Origin of the sequence: Lentzea indica (assembly GCF_012184385.1) — a bacterium.
Classification (GTDB): domain Bacteria; phylum Actinomycetota; class Actinomycetes; order Mycobacteriales; family Pseudonocardiaceae; genus Lentzea; species Lentzea indica.
The window spans coordinates 1-16,505 of the sequence record NZ_VSRL01000199.1 but is presented as its reverse complement, the minus strand read 5'-3'; the positions used below and the strand labels follow the sequence as shown (position 1 = coordinate 16,505).

Annotated in this window: 19 protein-coding genes and 1 pseudogene; 11 read left to right on the top strand and 9 right to left on the bottom strand. The window is 67.2% G+C overall.

The window, feature by feature from the left end; all coding sequences use genetic code 11:
• From FXN61_RS36380 to FXN61_RS36365, 4 genes are all read left to right on the top strand, one after another.
• Window positions 1-277 (top strand): hypothetical protein (locus tag FXN61_RS36380; protein WP_223165755.1); only part of this gene is annotated, 277 nt, incomplete at its 5' end.
• A 199-nt stretch (window positions 278-476) separates the two neighbouring features.
• Entirely contained in the window at window positions 477-638 is a 162-nt protein-coding gene (locus tag FXN61_RS36375; protein WP_167978473.1) for a hypothetical protein, read from the top strand.
• A 141-nt stretch (window positions 639-779) separates the two neighbouring features.
• On the top strand, window positions 780-1,208 hold the full coding sequence (locus FXN61_RS36370; protein ID WP_167978472.1) for a CBS domain-containing protein: 429 nt from the start codon (window positions 780-782) through the stop codon (window positions 1,206-1,208).
• 41 nt (window positions 1,209-1,249) lie between these two features.
• Complete coding sequence (locus tag FXN61_RS36365; protein WP_312878267.1) at window positions 1,250-2,179, top strand: MBL fold metallo-hydrolase; 930 nt, start codon at window positions 1,250-1,252, stop codon at window positions 2,177-2,179.
• Window positions 2,180-2,283: 104 nt separating this feature from the next.
• On the opposite strand, the gene FXN61_RS36360 is transcribed toward FXN61_RS36365, so the two are convergent.
• Both FXN61_RS36360 and FXN61_RS36355 read right to left on the bottom strand, forming a co-directional pair.
• The gene (locus tag FXN61_RS36360) at window positions 2,284-2,820 is read right to left on the bottom strand and encodes an SRPBCC domain-containing protein (RefSeq protein WP_167978471.1); all 537 of its coding nucleotides are present in this window, start codon (window positions 2,818-2,820) and stop codon (window positions 2,284-2,286) included.
• Window positions 2,813-3,154 (bottom strand): ArsR/SmtB family transcription factor, encoded by a 342-nt coding sequence (locus FXN61_RS36355; RefSeq protein WP_167978470.1) that lies wholly within the window; start codon window positions 3,152-3,154, stop codon window positions 2,813-2,815. The genes FXN61_RS36360 and FXN61_RS36355 overlap by 8 nt, the downstream gene beginning before the upstream one ends.
• Window positions 3,155-3,220: 66 nt before the next feature.
• Here FXN61_RS36355 and FXN61_RS36350 point away from each other — a divergent pair, with 66 nt between their 5' ends.
• The 4 genes from FXN61_RS36350 (at window position 3,221) to FXN61_RS36335 (ending at window position 6,080) form a co-directional block, all read left to right on the top strand.
• Window positions 3,221-3,637: a hypothetical protein gene (locus tag FXN61_RS36350; protein ID WP_167978469.1), complete on the top strand. Its 417-nt coding sequence runs from the start codon at window positions 3,221-3,223 to the stop codon at window positions 3,635-3,637.
• Between the two features lie 77 nt (window positions 3,638-3,714).
• Window positions 3,715-4,485 carry a Tat pathway signal sequence domain protein gene (locus tag FXN61_RS36345; RefSeq protein ID WP_167978468.1) on the top strand — a complete coding sequence of 257 codons (771 nt, stop codon included), beginning with the start codon at window positions 3,715-3,717 and terminating at the stop codon, window positions 4,483-4,485.
• Entirely contained in the window at window positions 4,482-5,450 is a 969-nt protein-coding gene (locus FXN61_RS36340) for a DUF3500 domain-containing protein (protein WP_246292432.1), read from the top strand. Before FXN61_RS36345 ends, FXN61_RS36340 begins: the two co-directional genes overlap by 4 nt.
• A gap of 126 nt (window positions 5,451-5,576) precedes the next feature.
• The gene (locus tag FXN61_RS36335; protein ID WP_312878268.1) at window positions 5,577-6,080 is read left to right on the top strand and encodes an endonuclease V; all 504 of its coding nucleotides are present in this window, start codon (window positions 5,577-5,579) and stop codon (window positions 6,078-6,080) included.
• Here the strand turns inward: FXN61_RS36335 and lspA are convergent.
• The 3 genes from lspA to FXN61_RS36320 form a co-directional block, all read right to left on the bottom strand.
• Window positions 6,052-6,537, bottom strand: coding sequence for a signal peptidase II (gene lspA / locus FXN61_RS36330; RefSeq protein ID WP_167978467.1), 486 nt, complete (start codon window positions 6,535-6,537; stop codon window positions 6,052-6,054). The two genes, FXN61_RS36335 and lspA, sit on opposite strands and share 29 nt — an antisense overlap.
• Window positions 6,538-6,586: 49 nt before the next feature.
• Window positions 6,587-7,054: a YybH family protein gene (locus FXN61_RS36325; protein WP_167978466.1), complete on the bottom strand. Its 468-nt coding sequence runs from the start codon at window positions 7,052-7,054 to the stop codon at window positions 6,587-6,589.
• Window positions 7,055-7,133: 79 nt separating this feature from the next.
• On the bottom strand, window positions 7,134-7,484 hold the full coding sequence (locus tag FXN61_RS36320) for a family 4 glycosyl hydrolase (protein WP_167978465.1): 351 nt from the start codon (window positions 7,482-7,484) through the stop codon (window positions 7,134-7,136).
• 451 nt (window positions 7,485-7,935) lie between these two features.
• Between FXN61_RS36320 and FXN61_RS36315 the strand changes: the two genes are divergently transcribed.
• Window positions 7,936-9,960 carry a helicase gene (locus FXN61_RS36315; RefSeq protein ID WP_312878266.1) on the top strand — a complete coding sequence of 675 codons (2,025 nt, stop codon included), beginning with the start codon at window positions 7,936-7,938 and terminating at the stop codon, window positions 9,958-9,960.
• On the opposite strand, the gene cutA is transcribed toward FXN61_RS36315, so the two are convergent.
• Together cutA and add are read right to left on the bottom strand one after the other, a co-directional pair.
• A complete protein-coding gene (cutA, locus tag FXN61_RS36310; RefSeq protein WP_167978464.1) occupies window positions 9,943-10,257 on the bottom strand; it encodes a divalent-cation tolerance protein CutA in 315 nt (104 codons plus the stop codon). The two genes, FXN61_RS36315 and cutA, sit on opposite strands and share 18 nt — an antisense overlap.
• Window positions 10,254-11,255, bottom strand: coding sequence for an adenosine deaminase (gene add, locus FXN61_RS36305; RefSeq protein ID WP_312878265.1), 1,002 nt, complete (start codon window positions 11,253-11,255; stop codon window positions 10,254-10,256). Before add ends, cutA begins: the two co-directional genes overlap by 4 nt.
• 108 nt (window positions 11,256-11,363) lie before the next feature.
• Here add and FXN61_RS36300 point away from each other — a divergent pair, with 108 nt between their 5' ends.
• Both FXN61_RS36300 and FXN61_RS36295 read left to right on the top strand, forming a co-directional pair.
• Complete coding sequence (locus tag FXN61_RS36300) at window positions 11,364-13,163, top strand: Xaa-Pro dipeptidyl-peptidase (RefSeq protein WP_167978462.1); 1,800 nt, start codon at window positions 11,364-11,366, stop codon at window positions 13,161-13,163.
• 182 nt (window positions 13,164-13,345) lie between these two features.
• On the top strand, window positions 13,346-14,386 hold the full coding sequence (locus FXN61_RS36295; RefSeq protein WP_167978461.1) for a DUF4192 domain-containing protein: 1,041 nt from the start codon (window positions 13,346-13,348) through the stop codon (window positions 14,384-14,386).
• Here the strand turns inward: FXN61_RS36295 and FXN61_RS36290 are convergent.
• Both FXN61_RS36290 and FXN61_RS57015 read right to left on the bottom strand, forming a co-directional pair.
• Window positions 14,356-16,359: a S9 family peptidase gene (locus FXN61_RS36290; RefSeq protein ID WP_167978460.1), complete on the bottom strand. Its 2,004-nt coding sequence runs from the start codon at window positions 16,357-16,359 to the stop codon at window positions 14,356-14,358. The two genes, FXN61_RS36295 and FXN61_RS36290, sit on opposite strands and share 31 nt — an antisense overlap.
• Before the next feature lie 6 nt (window positions 16,360-16,365).
• Window positions 16,366-16,505, bottom strand: a pseudogene (locus tag FXN61_RS57015) (UDP-glucose 4-epimerase GalE); the annotation flags it as partial.

Here is a 16,505-nt window from a genome sequence, read left to right as displayed (position 1 = left end):
GCCGCCACCCCCACCGCCGCCGGCTCCGAAACCGGCGCCGGTCCCGACGCCCGCCCCGGTCGTTCCGCCGCCTCCGGTGACGACGGCGACCACACCGCCTTCCGTTCCGCCGCAACCGGTTCCGGTGCGTGCCGCGCGGCAGAAGCCCCAGCCCCGCAAGGACCTTCCGCTGGACGCCGAGACCACGCCGCTGACGAAGTCCCGCAAGTGGGTGATGGTGACGATCATCCTGGTGATGCTCGGCGCCGGTGCGGCCGCTGCTCGAGCCCGCGGATAAATCAGTTGGCGTGACGCGGCGGCGTCGCTAGCGTTGCCGACATGTTCTTCATCTGATGAAGCCCTGCAGCGCTCTTGACGCTGTCACGCCCTCTTGGCTCCGCGACTTGATGTCGCGATGGTGACCCTTCCGCGGGTCCTTCTCTCACGGCTGTCTTTCGCCGTGTCCTTGCACGCCCTCTTCGTGAGGAGGCTTTCGCATGACTGCCACCACCCCGCCAGAGCCGAACAACCGCGCTGCGCGCCGTGCGCAGAAGCGGGGCAAGCCCGACCAGAACACACACTTCCAGCTGCCGCAGCAGCGTGTTCCGGTAGTCCAGCCGCGCCAGTTCGTGACCCGTCGCCGCGGAGGATCCGCGTAGCCGACGCCGAACAGGCGCGACACCGCAGAGGACGCGTTCGCTCGAACGCGTCCTCTGCTCCCTTCGTGGTTTGATCTCCCGTTCTGTCCGGATCCGATCTAGCCTGAGGTGCTACCGGACCGACAGGATCGGAGGCGCCAGGTGAGGATCGCTGACGTTTTGCGGACCAAGGGATCGGCGGTCGCGACGATCGACCCGGACGCACCTGTGTCCGAACTGCTCAGAGCGCTCGCCGAACACAACATCGGCGCGATCGTCGTCGTCGGCTCTTCCGGCGTGGCGGGGATCGTGTCCGAGCGCGACGTCGTGCGACGGTTGCACGAAGTCGGCGCTGAACTGCTGTCTTCTCCGGTGTCGGCGATCATGACCGCCGACGTGTTCACCTGCTCGCCGTCGGACACGGTGGACAGCCTTACGGTCGTGATGACCGAACGGCGTTTCCGCCACGTGCCTGTTCTGTCTGACGGGAAGCTGGTCGGGATCGTCAGCATCGGCGATGTCGTGAAGAGCCGTATCGGGCAGCTGGAGCAATCGCAGGACCAGCTGCAGGCGTACATCATCCAGGGCTGACCGCGCCGGCCTTCTGGGTCACCGTGACTACGCTTGATCAGGTGAAGCCTTCTGTTGGTCAGCCTGAACTGGTCGAGGTCGCGCCAGGAGTCCACGCCTACATCCAGCCCGACGGGTCCTGGATGATCAACAACACCGGCGTGGTCGTCGGCTCCGACGACTCGCTGCTGCTCGTGGACACCACGTCCACCGAGACGCGCAACCGTGCGTTGTTCGCCTCGGTGGCGTCGGTGTGCAGTTCTGATCCTCGCTACGTGATCAACACCCACCACCACGGCGACCACACCTACGGCAACTGGCTCGTGCCCTCGTCGACCTCGATCGTCGGCCACGAGGCGTGCCGCGAAGAGTTGCTCGCCGCTGGACTGATCGCCTCTCAGGTGCTGACCGGCCCGGACTACGGCCACCTCGAGGTCCGCCCGCCGTCGCTCACCTACACGTCGTCCTTGACGCTGCACCTCGGCACGCGCGTCGTCGAACTGCACCACCCCGGTCCGGCACACACCCGTGGCGACTCCGTCGTGTGGCTGCCCGCCGAGCGCGTCCTGTTCACCGGCGACCTGGTCTTCGCTGGCGGTCAGCCGTTCCTCGCCGAGGGCAGCATCAACGGCTACCTGTCCTCGCTCGAGTTCCTGCGTTCGTTCGGCGCCTCGGTCGTGGTGCCCGGTCACGGTCCGCTACTGCGCGGCGATGAAATCAACCGAGTCCTCGACGATCTGGTCGCCTACACGACCTACCTTTCCGAGCTCGCGTCGTCCGGCCACGCCGTCGGCAAGACCCCGATGGAGGTCGTCCGCGAGGCAGGGGAGTCGCGCTTCTCGGCATGGCAGGAGTCCGAGCGCCTGGTCGGCAACCTCCACCGCGCCTACCACGAACTCGACGGCAAGCCCCTCTCCGAACGCCTCGAGCTGCCCCGCGTCTGGATGGACATGATGGAGCTGCACGGCGGCCCCATCGCCTGCCACGCCTAGCCCAAACTGATATATCGGATCAACAACCCCGCTGACCTGCCGCTTAGCAATGAGTCTTTGGACGACGACGTCCAAAGACTCATTGCTAAAGCAGCATTCACGTTTCAGACGGCCTGGTCGATGCCGGGCGGTTCGGGGACGTTCTCGGTCTTGGTGCCCGACGGCATCGCCCACATGAAGGCGCGCATCATCGCGTACTGGAACTTCAGGCCGGTGCCGACGTCGCCAGACTCGACGACCTGCTTGAGTGCGGCGAGGATGCCCTTCCAGGTGGTGTCGACCTTGTCGAGCCGCTTGACGCCCTCGGGCCAACCGGAGTTACGCAGCGTGACGCGTGTGCCGCCGTCGACCTCTTCCAGCTCCCACGAGACGACGGTCCACGGGTCGTCGCGCATGGTGAGCCGTTGCGTGTGGGAAAGCAGTCGCGGCGGGTCGACCTCGATGACGCGGCCGACGACGAAGACCCGTTTGCCGTCGGTCGACCGGTAGTACAGCGGCGCGCCCGGCTCGAGCGCGGAGTCGAGAACGGCGTCCATCATGGCGCGCTGCTTGCCGTCGAGTCTGGTGATCTCGGCCCACACCTTCTCGATGGGCGCGGCGATCACGATGCTGTGCAACAGCTCGGTGCCTGGTTCAGCCAACGTCCTCATCCTCCTGTCCGGCGCTCTCGACCGTGTGCTTCAGTCCGACCAGCGCCGCTGCCCAGTCCTGCTCGTAGTGCGCGACCCACCGCTGGTGGATCTGCTGGATGGGTACGGGATTCAGGTGGTTGACCCGCTTCCGGCCCCGCGGCTCCACGAGCACCAGATCGGCCTCCCGGAGCACACCGAGGTGCTGCATGACGACGTGCCGGCTGGTCTCCAGCGCCTCCACCATCTCGCCCGTGGTGCGCGGACCGGTGCGCAGGACGTCGAGGATCGCGCGCCGCAGCGGGTTCGCGAGGGCGCGCCAGACGGCGTCATCATCATGTGGCATCTTCATTACGTAAGGTTTTTAACACCTAACGTGTCACAAGTCGAGACCGTGTCTCGTCCGTAGGGCATGAGCACTCTTCGCGCAGGTCTCGCGTTCCTCGCCCTGGCCGAGGGGATCGTCGGCGGCTGGTCACTGCTCGCCCCGCAGAGCTTTTACGACGACTTCCCGCTGCCGTCGAACCCGTGGGTCGCCTACTTCCCGCCGTTCAACGAACACCTGCTCCGGGACTTCGGCGCGCTCAACCTCGCGTTGTGCGCGGTGCTTGTCTTCGCGGCGGTGACGATGGAGCGCAGGCTGACCCAGGCCGTGCTGGTCGGCTACGTGGTGTTCGCTGTCCCCCACCTGGTTTTCCACCTGAACCATCTGTCGCACATGCCGTTCGCCGACCAGGTCGGCAACGTCGTCTCGTTGGTCGCCGCCGTGTTGATCCCGTTGGCGCTACTGCCGTTGACCCTGAAGATTGACAGCAAGGTCGGCCGATGATGTGATCACGCCCGCACCGGAGCTGGTGCAGACCATTTCCCTAAATCCGCCGCCATGGATGTTGGGGAGGAACGAGCGTGGAGATCTCTCGGCGTTCGGCGTTGATCGGTGGCGCGGCGGCTGTTCCGCTGCTCATGGCTGGTTCCGGGTCGGCGCAGGCGGCCACCTGGAAGCTCAAGTGGAGCCCGCAGGCGAACAAGGACGGTCTCGGCGCCTTCGAGGGCGTCGAGGACGACCGGGCCGGCTCCCATCCGGGCACGAAGCACATCTACGTGTCGGGCAGCGACTACCGGTTCGACATGCACACTCGCGACCGGGACACCTCGACCGACCGGCAGCGCAACGAGGTCCGCGGTATGAAGGCCGGCGGCCAGAACATTGACGTCGGCAACGGTGAGACGTGGAGGTGGACCTACTCCATGTTCATCCCGAGCTCGTTGAAGTCGACGACGTCGTTCACCCACATCATGCAGACGAAGATGCCCGGCCTCGGCTCCTCGCCCGTGACGGTCATGTCGTTGCGCCGCACCGGCGGTGTGCAGAAGATCGAGTTCAAGATAACCGAGGGCAACGTGCTCGTCGGCAACGTCGACCTCGAGCCGCTGCACAACAAGTGGATCGACACCGAGGTGGAGATCAAGGTCGGCAACGGCACTGGGCGCGTCCGCTGGGTCGTACGCGAAGGTGGCCGCACTGTGCTCGACGCGACGAAGAACGACGTCGACACATGGCTTGACGACCGGTTGCGCCCGAAGTGGGGCCTCTACCGCTCGCTCGGCGACACCTCAGGCTCGCTGCAGAACTGCTACCTGCTGCTGCGCAACCTCAAGGCCTATAAGTTCGAATGATGCTGCACGACGTCACCGACGCCACGCACCAATATATTAGTTTGCTCGACGGTGACCAGCGCGAACACGCCGTTCGCGCGGTCACCGACGACGACCTCAGGCACCGCTGGGCGTATACACCCGGTACACGACCTGGCCTCGTGCTCGGCGAGCTGCGGCGGGACCAGCGCAAAGCCCTCCACGGCATGCTCGCGACCGTGCTCAGCCCTCACGCGTATGCGCAGGCCGCAACGGTGATGGCACTGGAGGACGTGCTCGACCACCGGGAGGGCGGGAACCGCGACCGCCACAACGGCGACTTCTGGACGGTGCTCTTCGGAACGCCCAATGGCGACGAACCGTGGGGATGGCGTGTCGAGGGGCACCACCTGTCCGTGAACGTCGTCGTCGCCGACGGCCGCGTCTCGGCGACACCGTTCTTCCTCGGCGCGAACCCCGCCCGCGTCACCTACCGCGGCCGCGTCGTCGGCCAGCCGTTGCGCCTCGAAGAGGAGCTCGCCCGCGAACTCCTCGACCGCATGGGCCCGACTGCCCGCAGCCTCGCCGTCGTGTCGGACACCGCGCCACACGACATCCGCAGCGGCAACTCTCCGCGCGTCAGCCCGTCCGAACCGGTCGGCGTGACGCCGGCGCAGCTTGGCAAGTCCGCTGGCGAACTGCTCGTCGATATCGTCCGCTTCTACGTCGACAGGCTCGCGTTCGAACTCGCCGACGAGGAGTTCGCGCGGATCGACCCGGAACGCCTGCACTTCTCGTGGGAAGGCTCGCTACGCCGCGGCGAGGGCCACTACTACCGCGTCCAGGGCCCGGAACTGCTCATCGAGTACGACAACACAGCCAACGAGGCCAACCACGTCCACACCGTCTGGCGACGTCATTCCGGTGACTTCGGTGACGACCTCCTCACCACTCACTACGGCGCGTCACGGCACACTGTCGTCCGTGGAGTGGCCCAGAACGGTTGACGACGCCATCGCAACGCAAGAACGCCTGCGCACCCAGGTGATCACCACCAGTGCCCCTGACCTGCGCATAGACACCGTGGCAGGCCTGGACGTCGGCTACCGTAGCAATGACACAGTTGCGGGCGTCTGCGTGGTGTTCGATGCAAAGACGCTGGTCTCCTCGACGAAGTCGTCGTCGAGGACACGACGGACTTCCCATATATCGCCGGGCTCTTCGCGTTCCGGGAGATGCCGGTGCTGCTACGCGCCCTCGATCGGGTGACCGTCAAGCCAGACCTGTTGGTCGCGGACGGTCAGGGCCTCGCGCACCCGCGCCGGTTCGGGCTGGCGTGTCATCTCGGCGTGCACACCGGCATTCCGAGCATCGGCGTCGCGAAGAACGCGATGGGCACGTTCGAGCAGCCCGGCCATGCTCGCGGGTCGATGAGCGACCTCGTCATGGACGACGAGGTCGTCGGCAGGGCGTTGCGGACGCAGGACGGCGTGAAGCCTGTCTTCGTGTCCGTCGGCCACAAGATCGACCTGGACCGGGCGTGCGCGGAAGTGCTGCGCCTCGCCCCGCGTTACCGGCTGCCGGAGACGACCCGCCGCGCGGACGCACTCACGCGGCAGGCTGCTTCGTCGGCGTGAAGCTCAGCAGCACGAGCAGGATCGCGCCGCAGACCAGCGCGATGTCCGCGACGTTGCCGACGAACCAGCCGTTGTAGTCGAGGAAGTCGACGACGTGTCCGCGTGCGAAGCCCGGCGGCCGGAACAGCCGGTCGAGCAGGTGCGTCGTCGCGCCGCCCAGCATCAGCGCGAGTGCGGCCGCGCGCAGCTTGGTCTGCGGCTGCAAGCCGTACCGCGCGAGCAGCACGACGGCGACGGCCGCGACGATGGTGAAGATCCACGTCGACCCCGCGCCGATCGAGAACGCGGCACCGGGGTTGTAGAGGAGCCTGAGCTGCAGGAACTCCCCGAGCACGGGAATGGGCGCGCGGCCGGTCAGCGCGCTCTCGGCCCAGAACTTCGTGGCCTGGTCCAGCAGCAGCACGAGCACGGCGATGCCCATCACGAGCGGCACGCGGCGAGAGGTGGTGGTGTCCATTTGCGGACGAGCGTAGTTAAGAACGCCACCGCTCGGCATCAGGCCTTGCTCACACGCTGAACGCTGCGTCGTCGTCGACATCGATCGCGGCGAGGAACTCCTCCTCCAACGTCCCCGACCGTTCGTCGGTGTCGTAGTCGACGCAGATCCGCCACCGTCCGTCGGTGCATCGCGCATATGTGTGGAAGCGCCCGTAGAACGCGCGTTGGTCACCGTCAGCGCGCTTCGACACGATCTGGAAGATGCCGCGCTCGCTCGCGAGGTCGTCCGCCGCGATGCGCTCGACGAACCGGAACGAGATGGTCACAGAGCTGCCGCGGTCCGCAAGCTCGGCGAACCACTTCTCCATCTGGTCCGAGTAGTCCGCGAACCCGGACACCTGCTTCGCCGGACCGCCCGCGCGGATCAACACCGGAGCGTGCAGGTCCAGGAACGCCGGCGCGTCCAGCTTCGCGTAGGCGAACCGGAACGGGTGCCAGATGTCGTTGTTGAGCTGCCGCAACAGGTCGGTGTCCACGTCTTCAGAAGCTAGCGGGACACCGGCCTGAATATCACTCACTGTTCCATTGCGGCGTCGACGTCAGAATCCGGAGCGGTCATCGCGCGCGGAAAGCCCCAGACAAGAACGGGTGGGTGTCGACGATCTTGCGTGCGACGTTGACGGAGTCGACGAGCGGGTGCAGCGCGATCGCCTTCACGGCTTGCGCGCGTTCGCCGCTGATCGCCGCCTGGATGGTGGCACGTTCGACGACCTTGAGCGTCATGACGAGTCCGACGTCCTCGCCGGGTACCTGGCTGACCGCGACAGGCCGCGCGCCGTTGGCGTCGACTCCGTCGAGGTCGTGCAGCACGACCTCGGTGACGCGGCCGGGCGATCGATCCATCAGCAGTGCGCGATATACCAGTGGCACGTGGAAGCCGCCGCCGCTCAGGATGACCAGCTTCATGCCTCAACCTCGCCCATTCCGGCCTCTCCTGCAGTACGAGCCGCGTCGTCGGACCGTACATTTCAGGTGCGGTGCATGACGAATTGCTGGAGGCCGCGTGACCGGACAGCTGTGGATTCTTCCGGCGGTACGGACAAGTCGAACTGCCGGTGGTGCAACCGGCGCTCGCGTTCCTCAGGATCTTCACGTTCATGAGCGCGCGGAACGACTACCTGCATCGTGGTCGTCAACCTGGGCGGCTGGTGTCGCAGGCAGCGTTGGCCCAGCTCAGCCGCACGTACGACACGGCCGGTGATCCTGCTGCTGATCGTCTTCCTCGTCGGCGCAGGCGATCTCATCGCAGATCTCGCAAAGGGTGCCGTGCGCGACTGAACTGTGATACAAAGAATGGCTTTGTATTTTCGGAATGAATTTTCCGGGAAGACAGAACTATTGTATCACAGGGGGCAAGGTGTTGGCGAGCGAACAGGCACGGATCACCTCTCTGTATGAAAAGCTCGATCAGGAACGGAACAAAGCGGCCGCCAACCTTGCGGCCGCGCTGCGGGACACCACCACCCAGAGGCTGGACCGCGAAGCCGCTGTCGAGGTGCTGACCAGAGATGTCGGGAAGTACCGCGCGGCGGAGGAGGGGTTGGTCTTCGGCCGCATCGACTCGGAGAAAGGCGACTGCGCCTACATCGGGCGGGTCGGGTTGTTCGACGACGACTTCGAACCATTGCTGCTGGACTGGCGCGCACCCGCCGCCCGGCCGTTCTACACGGCGACCGCCGCGAACCCGGAAGGCGTCGTACTGCGGCGGCACTTCCGGGTTCGTGACCGCGAGCTGCGCGACTTCCACGACGACGAACTGCTGACCGACACGACCGCATTGCTGGACGCTCTCAACGCGCCGCGGACTGCCACGATGCGCGACATCGTCTCGACCATCCAGGCCGAGCAGGACGAGATCATCCGCTTCTCGGGCCCCGGCGTGCTGGTGATCGAGGGTGGTCCCGGCACCGGCAAGACCGCCGTGGCCCTGCACCGCGTGGCATACCTGCTGTACACGCGCCGTGAACGCCTGTCGCGGCACGGTGTGCTGATCGTCGGCCCGAACACCGGTTTTCTCCACTACGTCGGCGACGTCCTGCCGTCGCTGGGGGAGACCGACGTCGTGTTCGCGACGCCCGGCGAGCTCTACCCCGGCGTCATCACCGACGTCGAGGACAGCCCGTCGTTGCAACGACTGAAAGGCGATATATCAGTTTTGGGCCTGCTGGCCGTCGCCGTCGCCGACCGGCAGGAGCTTCCCGGCGAACCCATCGAGATCGAGTTGGAGGACGTCGTCGTGCCGCTCGACGCGCACGTCGCCGCCCTCGCTCGCGAGAAGACGCGCTACTACGGACTGCCGCACAACGCCGCCCGCAAGTACTTCTTCCTGGCCCTCGCGGAGGAGCTCGTCGCGCCGGCGTTGCGGCTGATCGGCGTCGACTGGCCGGAGATCGAGGAGGACGTGCGCCACGAACTCCGCCACAGCGCCGAGTTACGCGACGCCGTCGACAGGTTGTGGCCTCAGCTCACGCCGGAGCGGTTGCTCGCCGACCTGTACGCGGGCCGGTGCTTCCGGATCGGTGCGCCGGAGCTGTACCGGGAAAACGCTGAGGCGTGGACGGTGTCCGACGTGCCGTTGCTCGACGAACTCGCCGAACTGCTCGGCTCGGACGGCTCGGCGGAACGGACGGCGAGACGTGAGAGGGAGGAACAGCTCATATACGCCCAGGGCGTCATGGACGTCCTGTCGATCGACAAGCGCGCCGACAGCGACGAGTACATCGTTACCGACTTCGTCAATGCTGAGGTGCTGGCCGCCCGGCACGAGGTGCGGGACCACCGCTCCCTCGCCGAACGCGCCGCCGCCGATCGCACCTGGACGTACGGCCACGTCGTCGTCGACGAAGCGCAGGAGCTGTCCGCAATGGACTGGCGCGTGCTGCTGCGCCGATGCCCCAACCGGTCCATGACCGTTGTCGGCGACCTGGCCCAGCGTCAGGCCGCGGGTGGTGTCCGGAGCTGGGGTTCGGTGTTCGACCGGTTCACCTACCGCCGGCTCGAGGTCAACTACCGCACGCCCGCGGAGATCATGGCCGTCGCCACGCCGGTGCTGAAGCTCGTCGACCGCGACGCGGCGGCACCGGTGTCGGTGCGCAGGACCGGCGTGCGTCCGTGGGCCCGCCGCGTAACTGATATATCGGCGGCCGTGCGCGACGAGCTCGACGCACACGCTGACACACGCAACGGACGCACGATCGCCGTCATCGGCGACGGCTGGATGTCGCCGCGCGCGTCGAAGGGGCTCGAGTTCGACGTCGTTCTCGTCGTCGAACCGCAACGCATGTCGCCCAGCGAGCTGTACGTGGCGTTGACGAGGGCGACGCAACGGCTCGGCGTGCTGCACACCGAGCCGTTGCCGCGTCACCTAAGAGGTCTCCTCTGAGACCCAGGCGAGGTAGTCGTCGTTACCGCCGACCACAGGGGTGACGATGACCTCGGGCACGTCATAGGTGTGATGCGCCTTGATGTGCGCGACGAGTTCGTCGGCGCGGATGGCGGACGTCTTGACGACGCACTGCCACTCCGCGTCGACGCGCACCTCACCGTTCCACCGGTAGACACTCCGGATCGGCACGATCTGCACGCATGCGCCGAGCCGTGCGTCGACGATGCCCTTCGCCAGGGACTCCGCGGCCTCGGCGGAGTCGACGGTCGTCGTCACCACGCTCGCACCTGTCATAGGGCGTCGATCTCCTTCAGCAACTGGTCCTTCGTTTCGGCCGGTGCGTAGGACGCGCGCACAGCGGCCCGTGCGAGGCCGGCGAGCTCGTCGCGGCCAAACCCGAACCGCTCGTGGCACAACAGGTACTCGCGGTCGAGATCGGTGTGGAACATGCCAGGGTCGTCGGTGCTGATCGTCACCGGCACCCCGGCGTCCAGGAGCCGCGGCAAGTGGTGCTCGTCCAGCGACTTCACCGCGCCGGTGCGGATGTTCGACGTCGGGCACACCTCGACGACGACGCCCTCGTCGGCGAGATGCCGCAACAGCTCGGGATCCTGCACCGCGCTGACGCCGTGCCCGATCCGTTCGGCACGCAGATCGCGCAGCGCGGCCCAGATCTCGCTGGGCGGCGTCGTCTCACCGGCGTGCGGCACCATGTGCAGCCCAGCGTCGCGCGCCAACGCGAACGCTTCCCGGAACTTCGCCCTCGGGGAGTCCGACTCGAACCCGCCCAGTCCGAACCCGACCAGCCCTTCCGGCCGGTAGTCGGTCGCGAACCGCGCGCTCGTCATGCCCCAGTCGCGGTCCCAGACGCCGGGCACGTCGAAGATCCACTGCAACGCCACGCCGTGCACCGCGAGAGCTTCGTCGCGTCCGGCCGCCAGTGCCTCGACGAGTTCGTCGGGCGCGATGCCCGCTCGGAGGTGGCTCGTCGCGCTGATCGTCAGCTCTGCATATCGGATATTGGTTCGCGCGGCGTCGCGGGCGTAGCCGACGACGAGGGTGCGGACGTCCTCGCCAGTGGTGACAAGGTCGTTGACGACGCCGTACACGTTGATGAAATGCCGGAAGTCCGTGAACTCGTAGAACTTCCGCAGCGCGGTCTCGTCGGTCGGCACCGGCCCGTCGGGGTGGTTGCGGGCGAGCGCGAGGACGGTGTCGAGGGAAGCCGCGCCCACGAGGTGGACGTGCAGCTCGGCCTTCGGCAGCGCGCGGACGAAGTCGGAAATGTGCACGGCCCATGCTCTCAGGTCAAGAGCCGTTCGACGGGTGACATGTCTTGCAGTCAAGGGGAAGGGTGCAGGGCGAATCCCTGTCCCCGGCTTCCGCATTGGGGGTGCCTCGTGAGGGGCGCACGAAGAGTCGCACTGCTGACCGCGGTGCTCGTTCTGCCATTCCTGCCCACTACGGCCCAAGCCGCTGAGGGGCCGGTGTTCAAGGACGGCGAGGCGCAACCCGTCTTCGATCCGAAGGACGTGGTGAAGGAGAGCCTCTGGGTCCGTGCGCCGGTCGACAGCGACCGCGACGGCAAGGACGACGAGGTCTACACCGAGGTCGTCCGTCCGCGCGCGACAGAACGCGGCCTCAAGGTGCCGGTCGTCTACATGGTCAGCCCGTACTTCTCGGGCGGCAACGACGTCGCCAACCACAACGTCGACGTCGAGCTGTATGTGCCCGACAAGCGCAACGGTCGTCTGCTGAAGTCCTCCTCTGACGAACGCATCACCGCCGCCCTCGGCCCGAACCCGATCACCTCGGCTCGTTACGAGGCCTACTTCATCGCGCGCGGATATGCCGTCGTCTACGCCGAATCGCTTGGCACGGGCAAGTCGACGGGTTGCCCGACCACGGGCGACGTCAACGAGACGATCGGCGCGCGTGTCGTCGTCGATTGGCTCAACGGTCGTGCTTCTGCGCGCACCGCAACGGGCGAGGCCATCAAGGCGACCTGGTCGACCGGCAAGACCGGCATGATGGGCGTCTCCTACAACGGAACGCTGCCCAACGCCGTCGCCTCCACTGGTGTGCGCGGTCTGGAAGCCATCGTGCCGATCGCCGCGATCTCCAGCTGGTACGACTACTACCGCGCTGACGGGGCCGTCGTCGCGCCCGGCACGTTCCAGGGCGAAGACGCCGACGTGCTCGCCGAATACGTGTACACGCGCGCAGACAAGGAAATCTGCAAGCCGATCATCGCCGAGATCGCGAAGGATCAGGACCGCATCACCGGCGACTACAGCAGGTTCTGGGACAAGCGGAACTACCTCAACGATGTCCGCAAGGTGCGCGCGGCCGTGCTGGCGGTCCACGGGCTCAACGACTGGAACGTCAAGATGACGCACGTCGAGCAGTGGTACTCGGCGTTGAAGAAGGTCGGTGTGCCGCAGAAGATCTGGCTGCACCAGTCAGGGCACACGGACGCCGACACGCTCCGCTCGGTCGAGTGGCGGCGCACGCTGAACCGCTGGTTCACCCAGTACCTCTGGGGTCATCGCAACGGCATCGAAAAAGAGCCGAAGGCGACGCTGCAGCGCGAGGACAAGACGTGGGTCGACGAGAAGGACTGGCCGGCTCCCGGCACGTCCGACGTGCGACTGCGACTGTCCGCGGGTGGATCTGCCAAGGGCGGTCTCGGGATTCGTCCCGGGCACGGCGTGGAGAAGCTGACCGACGACGCGACGAAGACGGCGGAGTCGTTGATCGACCAGGCGACCTCGCCGAACCGCCTGTCCTACACCTCGGAGCCGACGCAGAAGCCGTTGCGGCTGTCCGGAAAATCGACCGCGCACCTGCGGATCGCGTTCGACCGGCCCGCGGCCAACGTGACGACGCTGCTCGTCGACCGCGCTCCGGACGGCAAGTCGCACGTCATCACGCGCGGCTCGACCGACCCGCAGAACAGGGAGCGGCCGAACAAGACGTCGCCGATCAAGCCCGGCAAGTTCTACGACGTCGACGTGCCGATCGTGCCGGACGACTACATCCTGCAGACCGGTCACCGGCTCGAGTTCGTGCTGATCTCCAGCGACTACGACTACACGCTGCGCCCGAAGCCGGGTGCCGGCCTGTCGCTGGACCTCGCCCGGACCTCGGTGGAGCTGCCGGTCGTGGGCGGCTGGCGCGCTGTGTTCCAGGCGTTCTGACGTGATGGCGCGCTTCGGTCCCTGATCGTCTGGGGACCGAAGCGCGACAACCTAGCACCCACCCCCGACAGAACCCCGGTTCCGAGCGGCCCAAGATCTCAACCTGTCCACACCCGCTGACTTGTCCACAGCCTGGCTGCCGGCCCGGCTGACCTCCCCGTCCAACCCGCCACAGTGGGCCCATGCCCACAACCCTCCCGAAACCGATCCGCGTCCGTGACGCCGGCGATCTCTACGCCGCGATCCCGCACCTGATGGGGTTCCACCCGGCCGACTCGCTCGTCGTGCTGGTGCTGAAGGACCACCTGATCAGCATGACCATGCGCGTCGACCTGCCGCGTCCACGACATAGAGGCCTGCTTGCGGCCCAGTTGGAAGCGCCGCTGCTCGAACAAGGCGCCACGGACGTGATCCTCGTGGTTGTGTGCGCTCCGTCGGAGAATATGCCTGAGGAACTGCCGCACGAACCGCTGGTCACCGCGCTGAGGCACGAGTTGGGTGGCGTGGGCATCGAAGTCGTCGAGGCTGTGTGGCTGCCGTCGTGCCAGAAGGACGCGCCCTGGCTCTGCTATCTCGACATCGACTGCCACGGTTCGTTGCCGGATCCCCAGCTGTCCGCTGTCGCCGCCGCATCGGCGCACGACGGCCATGTGACGTTCGAGTCGCGCGCGGCCATGGCCGCGATCGCCGCGCTGGATCCGCCCGAGGCGCTGGAACGCCGATCCGCGTTGCTCGACGAGCTGGTGGCGAACTCGGGAGAGCCTGATCCGAGCACCGAACTGCATCGGGTGCGCGACGCGATCGACGCCGTGGAAGAGCGCAAGGGACCGTTGCCGGACGCGGAGATCGTCGCGTTGGCGAGGGCCTTGGCGGTGCCCGAAGTGCGGGACGCGAGCATGGGCTTCGCGGCGCTGTCCAAGTTCAGGCTGGCTGAACGGCTGTGGCTCGAGCTGACCAGGTCGTGCCCGGCACCGGAACGCGCGGAGCCCGCATGCCTGCTCGCGTTCTACGCCTACCAGCGCGGCGACGGCGGAATCGCGTCCATCGCGCTCGACGCGGCCGAGGCCGCTTGCCCCGGCCACTCGCTGAGCAAACTCCTCCGCGCCGCCGTCAGCGCCGCGTTTCCACCGGAAGAGATGCGGGCGCTGTCCGCCAGGTACATGGACAGCGCCCGCCAGTTGCTTGCCCGCTCTCAGAGCAGTTCGGGCCGTTCCCAGTCCTGATCCAGGACGTGCTCGGCCAGGAACGCCCACACCGTCTCGTACCAGACCCGAGAGTTTCCGGGGGTGAGGATCCAGTGGTTTTCGGTTGGGTAGTACAGGTATTTCGCATTGACCCCGTGGCGGACGAGGTCGAAGTACAGCCGATGCCCCTCACCGATGGGAACCCGGTAGTCCTTGTCCCCGTGGATGACGAGCATCGGGGTCTTGATGTCGGCGACCCGCAGGTGCGGGGAGTTGGCCAGGATCCGCTCCGGCTGGGTGAGGGGGTCGCCCATCTCCCGCATCCAGAAGTAGGAGCTGTCGGTGCCACCGGAAAACGCGTCGAGGTGCCACAGGGACGCATGGGTGACGATCGCGCGGAACCGGTCGGTCTGGGTGGCGATCCAGTTGGCCATGTAGCCGCCGAACGAACCGCCCATGGCCGCGGTCCGGGAGGCGTCGATGTCGGCTCGCTCGACCGCGACGTCCGTGATGGCCATGAGGTCGGTGTAGGGCTCCGCGCCCCAGCGGCCCCAACCGGCCTTGATGAAGTCGGGTCCGTACCCGGTGGACAGAGCCGGATCGGGCAGCAGGATGGCGTAGCCGCGAGCGGCCATCAGCCACGGGTTCCAGCGCCAGGTCCAGCCGTTCCAGCTCATGACCGGACCGCCGTGCACCCACAGGACCAGCGGGGCGGGCGCGTCGGCGGAGGCGCCTTCCGGCAGCACCAGCCAGGAGCGGACGGTCCTGCCGTCGGCGACGACCGTGGAGATCTCGGTGAGGGTGCCGGGCACCGAGACGATGGCACCGGGCGCGCGCAGCCGTTCTGGATCCTGGTCGGCTCCGGTGGCGGCGAACCGCACGGGCTGTGGCGGGTGGTCGATCGAGTTGCGCAATGCGTACAGCGTCTGACCGTCCGGGCTCACGACCAGGTCGCTGTAGTAGCCCGAGAGCGTCAGCTTCGTGATCTCGCCGGTCGCCAGGTCCAGCCGCCAGATCGGCTGGTGACCGAGGTGGCTGGCGGCGAAGAAGACCGCCGACCCGTCCGGGCTCACCACCGGGTGGTCCGGCTCTTCCTGGAAGTCGGGCGCCAATGGCGTGATCGAGTCGCCTGCCAGATCAATGCGCACAAGATCACGCCGGTATGGGGAGTCCGGAGTGGACTCGCGGAACCGGATCGCGATCACGGCGGTGGAGTCCGGCGTGAACGCGGCATCGGAGAAGGAGAAACCGTCCTCGGAGGCGATGGCCCGCGACGTGCCACCCTCGGTGGCCACGAGCCGCAGTTCGATCCGGCGGCCGTAGGAGGCGCTGACGTCCACGGCGTGGCCGTGAACGGCCCACTTCCCGTCTGGGCTCAGCGCGATGTCCTCGTCGCTGAGCCTGCTTTCGGAGTCTTCGCTGAGAGTGGCGACCTTCTCGGTGCGGATGTCCGCGAGGGGAGCCGAGAACAGGCGTGGGTAGGCCGGGCCGAGGTCGGCGTCCCAGTACCGGATCGGGTACGACTCGTGCAGGATCGCTGTCACGCCGGCGTCCTCGCGGGCCTTGCGTTTGGCGTCGTCCTGGTCACCGAACTCCGTGAAGCGGTACGCGGACGACGTGAACAGCACCGTCTCGCCCGCGGCACGCAGGTGACCGACTCCGCCTCCCGGCCGCAGGACCTCGGTGGCCTCACCGTGGACCGGAAGCCGCCACAGCGCCTTCTGCTCCTTGGTCTCACCCGGCTTCGCGAGCGGGTCCGGGCGCGCCGACAGGAACAGCAGCGATCCGTCCGGTGCGAACACGGGGGAGGAATCGCCTTTGGCGGAGCGGGTGAGCCGGATGGCCTCCCGCTCGCCGGAGGGGTCGACCTCCCACAGAGCGCCTTGCCACGTCTTGCCGTCCGGGGCGAGCGAGGAGACGACCGTGACGAGTCGCGTGCCGTCCGGGGACAGCGCGAGCGACGCGAGCCGAGGGGTGGCGTTGTAGCTCTCGAAGGAGGCGAAGTCGGTCATCCCGGTTCAGGCTCCGTGCCTAGCGCGGGTGAACTCCCACGCGTCGCGGACGATGCCGGTGATGTCGGCGCGCTCGGGCTTCCAGCCGAGGTCCGTGCGGGCCCGCTCGGCGGAGGCGACCAGGACGGCCGGGTCGCCGCGCGCCG

Coding starts and splice junctions, on each gene's coding strand:
- FXN61_RS36320 (WP_167978465.1), bottom strand. CDS start 7,484: ATGAAGCTGGTCATCCTGAGCGGCGGCGGCTTCCACGTGCCACTGGTA.
- FXN61_RS36340 (WP_246292432.1), top strand. CDS start 4,482: ATGATGCTGCACGACGTCACCGACGCCACGCACCAATATATTAGTTTG.
- FXN61_RS36355 (WP_167978470.1), bottom strand. CDS start 3,154: ATGCCACATGATGATGACGCCGTCTGGCGCGCCCTCGCGAACCCGCTG.
- FXN61_RS36350 (WP_167978469.1), top strand. CDS start 3,221: ATGAGCACTCTTCGCGCAGGTCTCGCGTTCCTCGCCCTGGCCGAGGGG.
- FXN61_RS36295 (WP_167978461.1), top strand. CDS start 13,346: ATGCCCACAACCCTCCCGAAACCGATCCGCGTCCGTGACGCCGGCGAT.
- cutA (WP_167978464.1), bottom strand. CDS start 10,257: ATGACAGGTGCGAGCGTGGTGACGACGACCGTCGACTCCGCCGAGGCC.
- FXN61_RS36375 (WP_167978473.1), top strand. CDS start 477: ATGACTGCCACCACCCCGCCAGAGCCGAACAACCGCGCTGCGCGCCGT.
- lspA (WP_167978467.1), bottom strand. CDS start 6,537: ATGGACACCACCACCTCTCGCCGCGTGCCGCTCGTGATGGGCATCGCC.
- FXN61_RS36290 (WP_167978460.1), bottom strand. CDS start 16,359: ATGACCGACTTCGCCTCCTTCGAGAGCTACAACGCCACCCCTCGGCTC.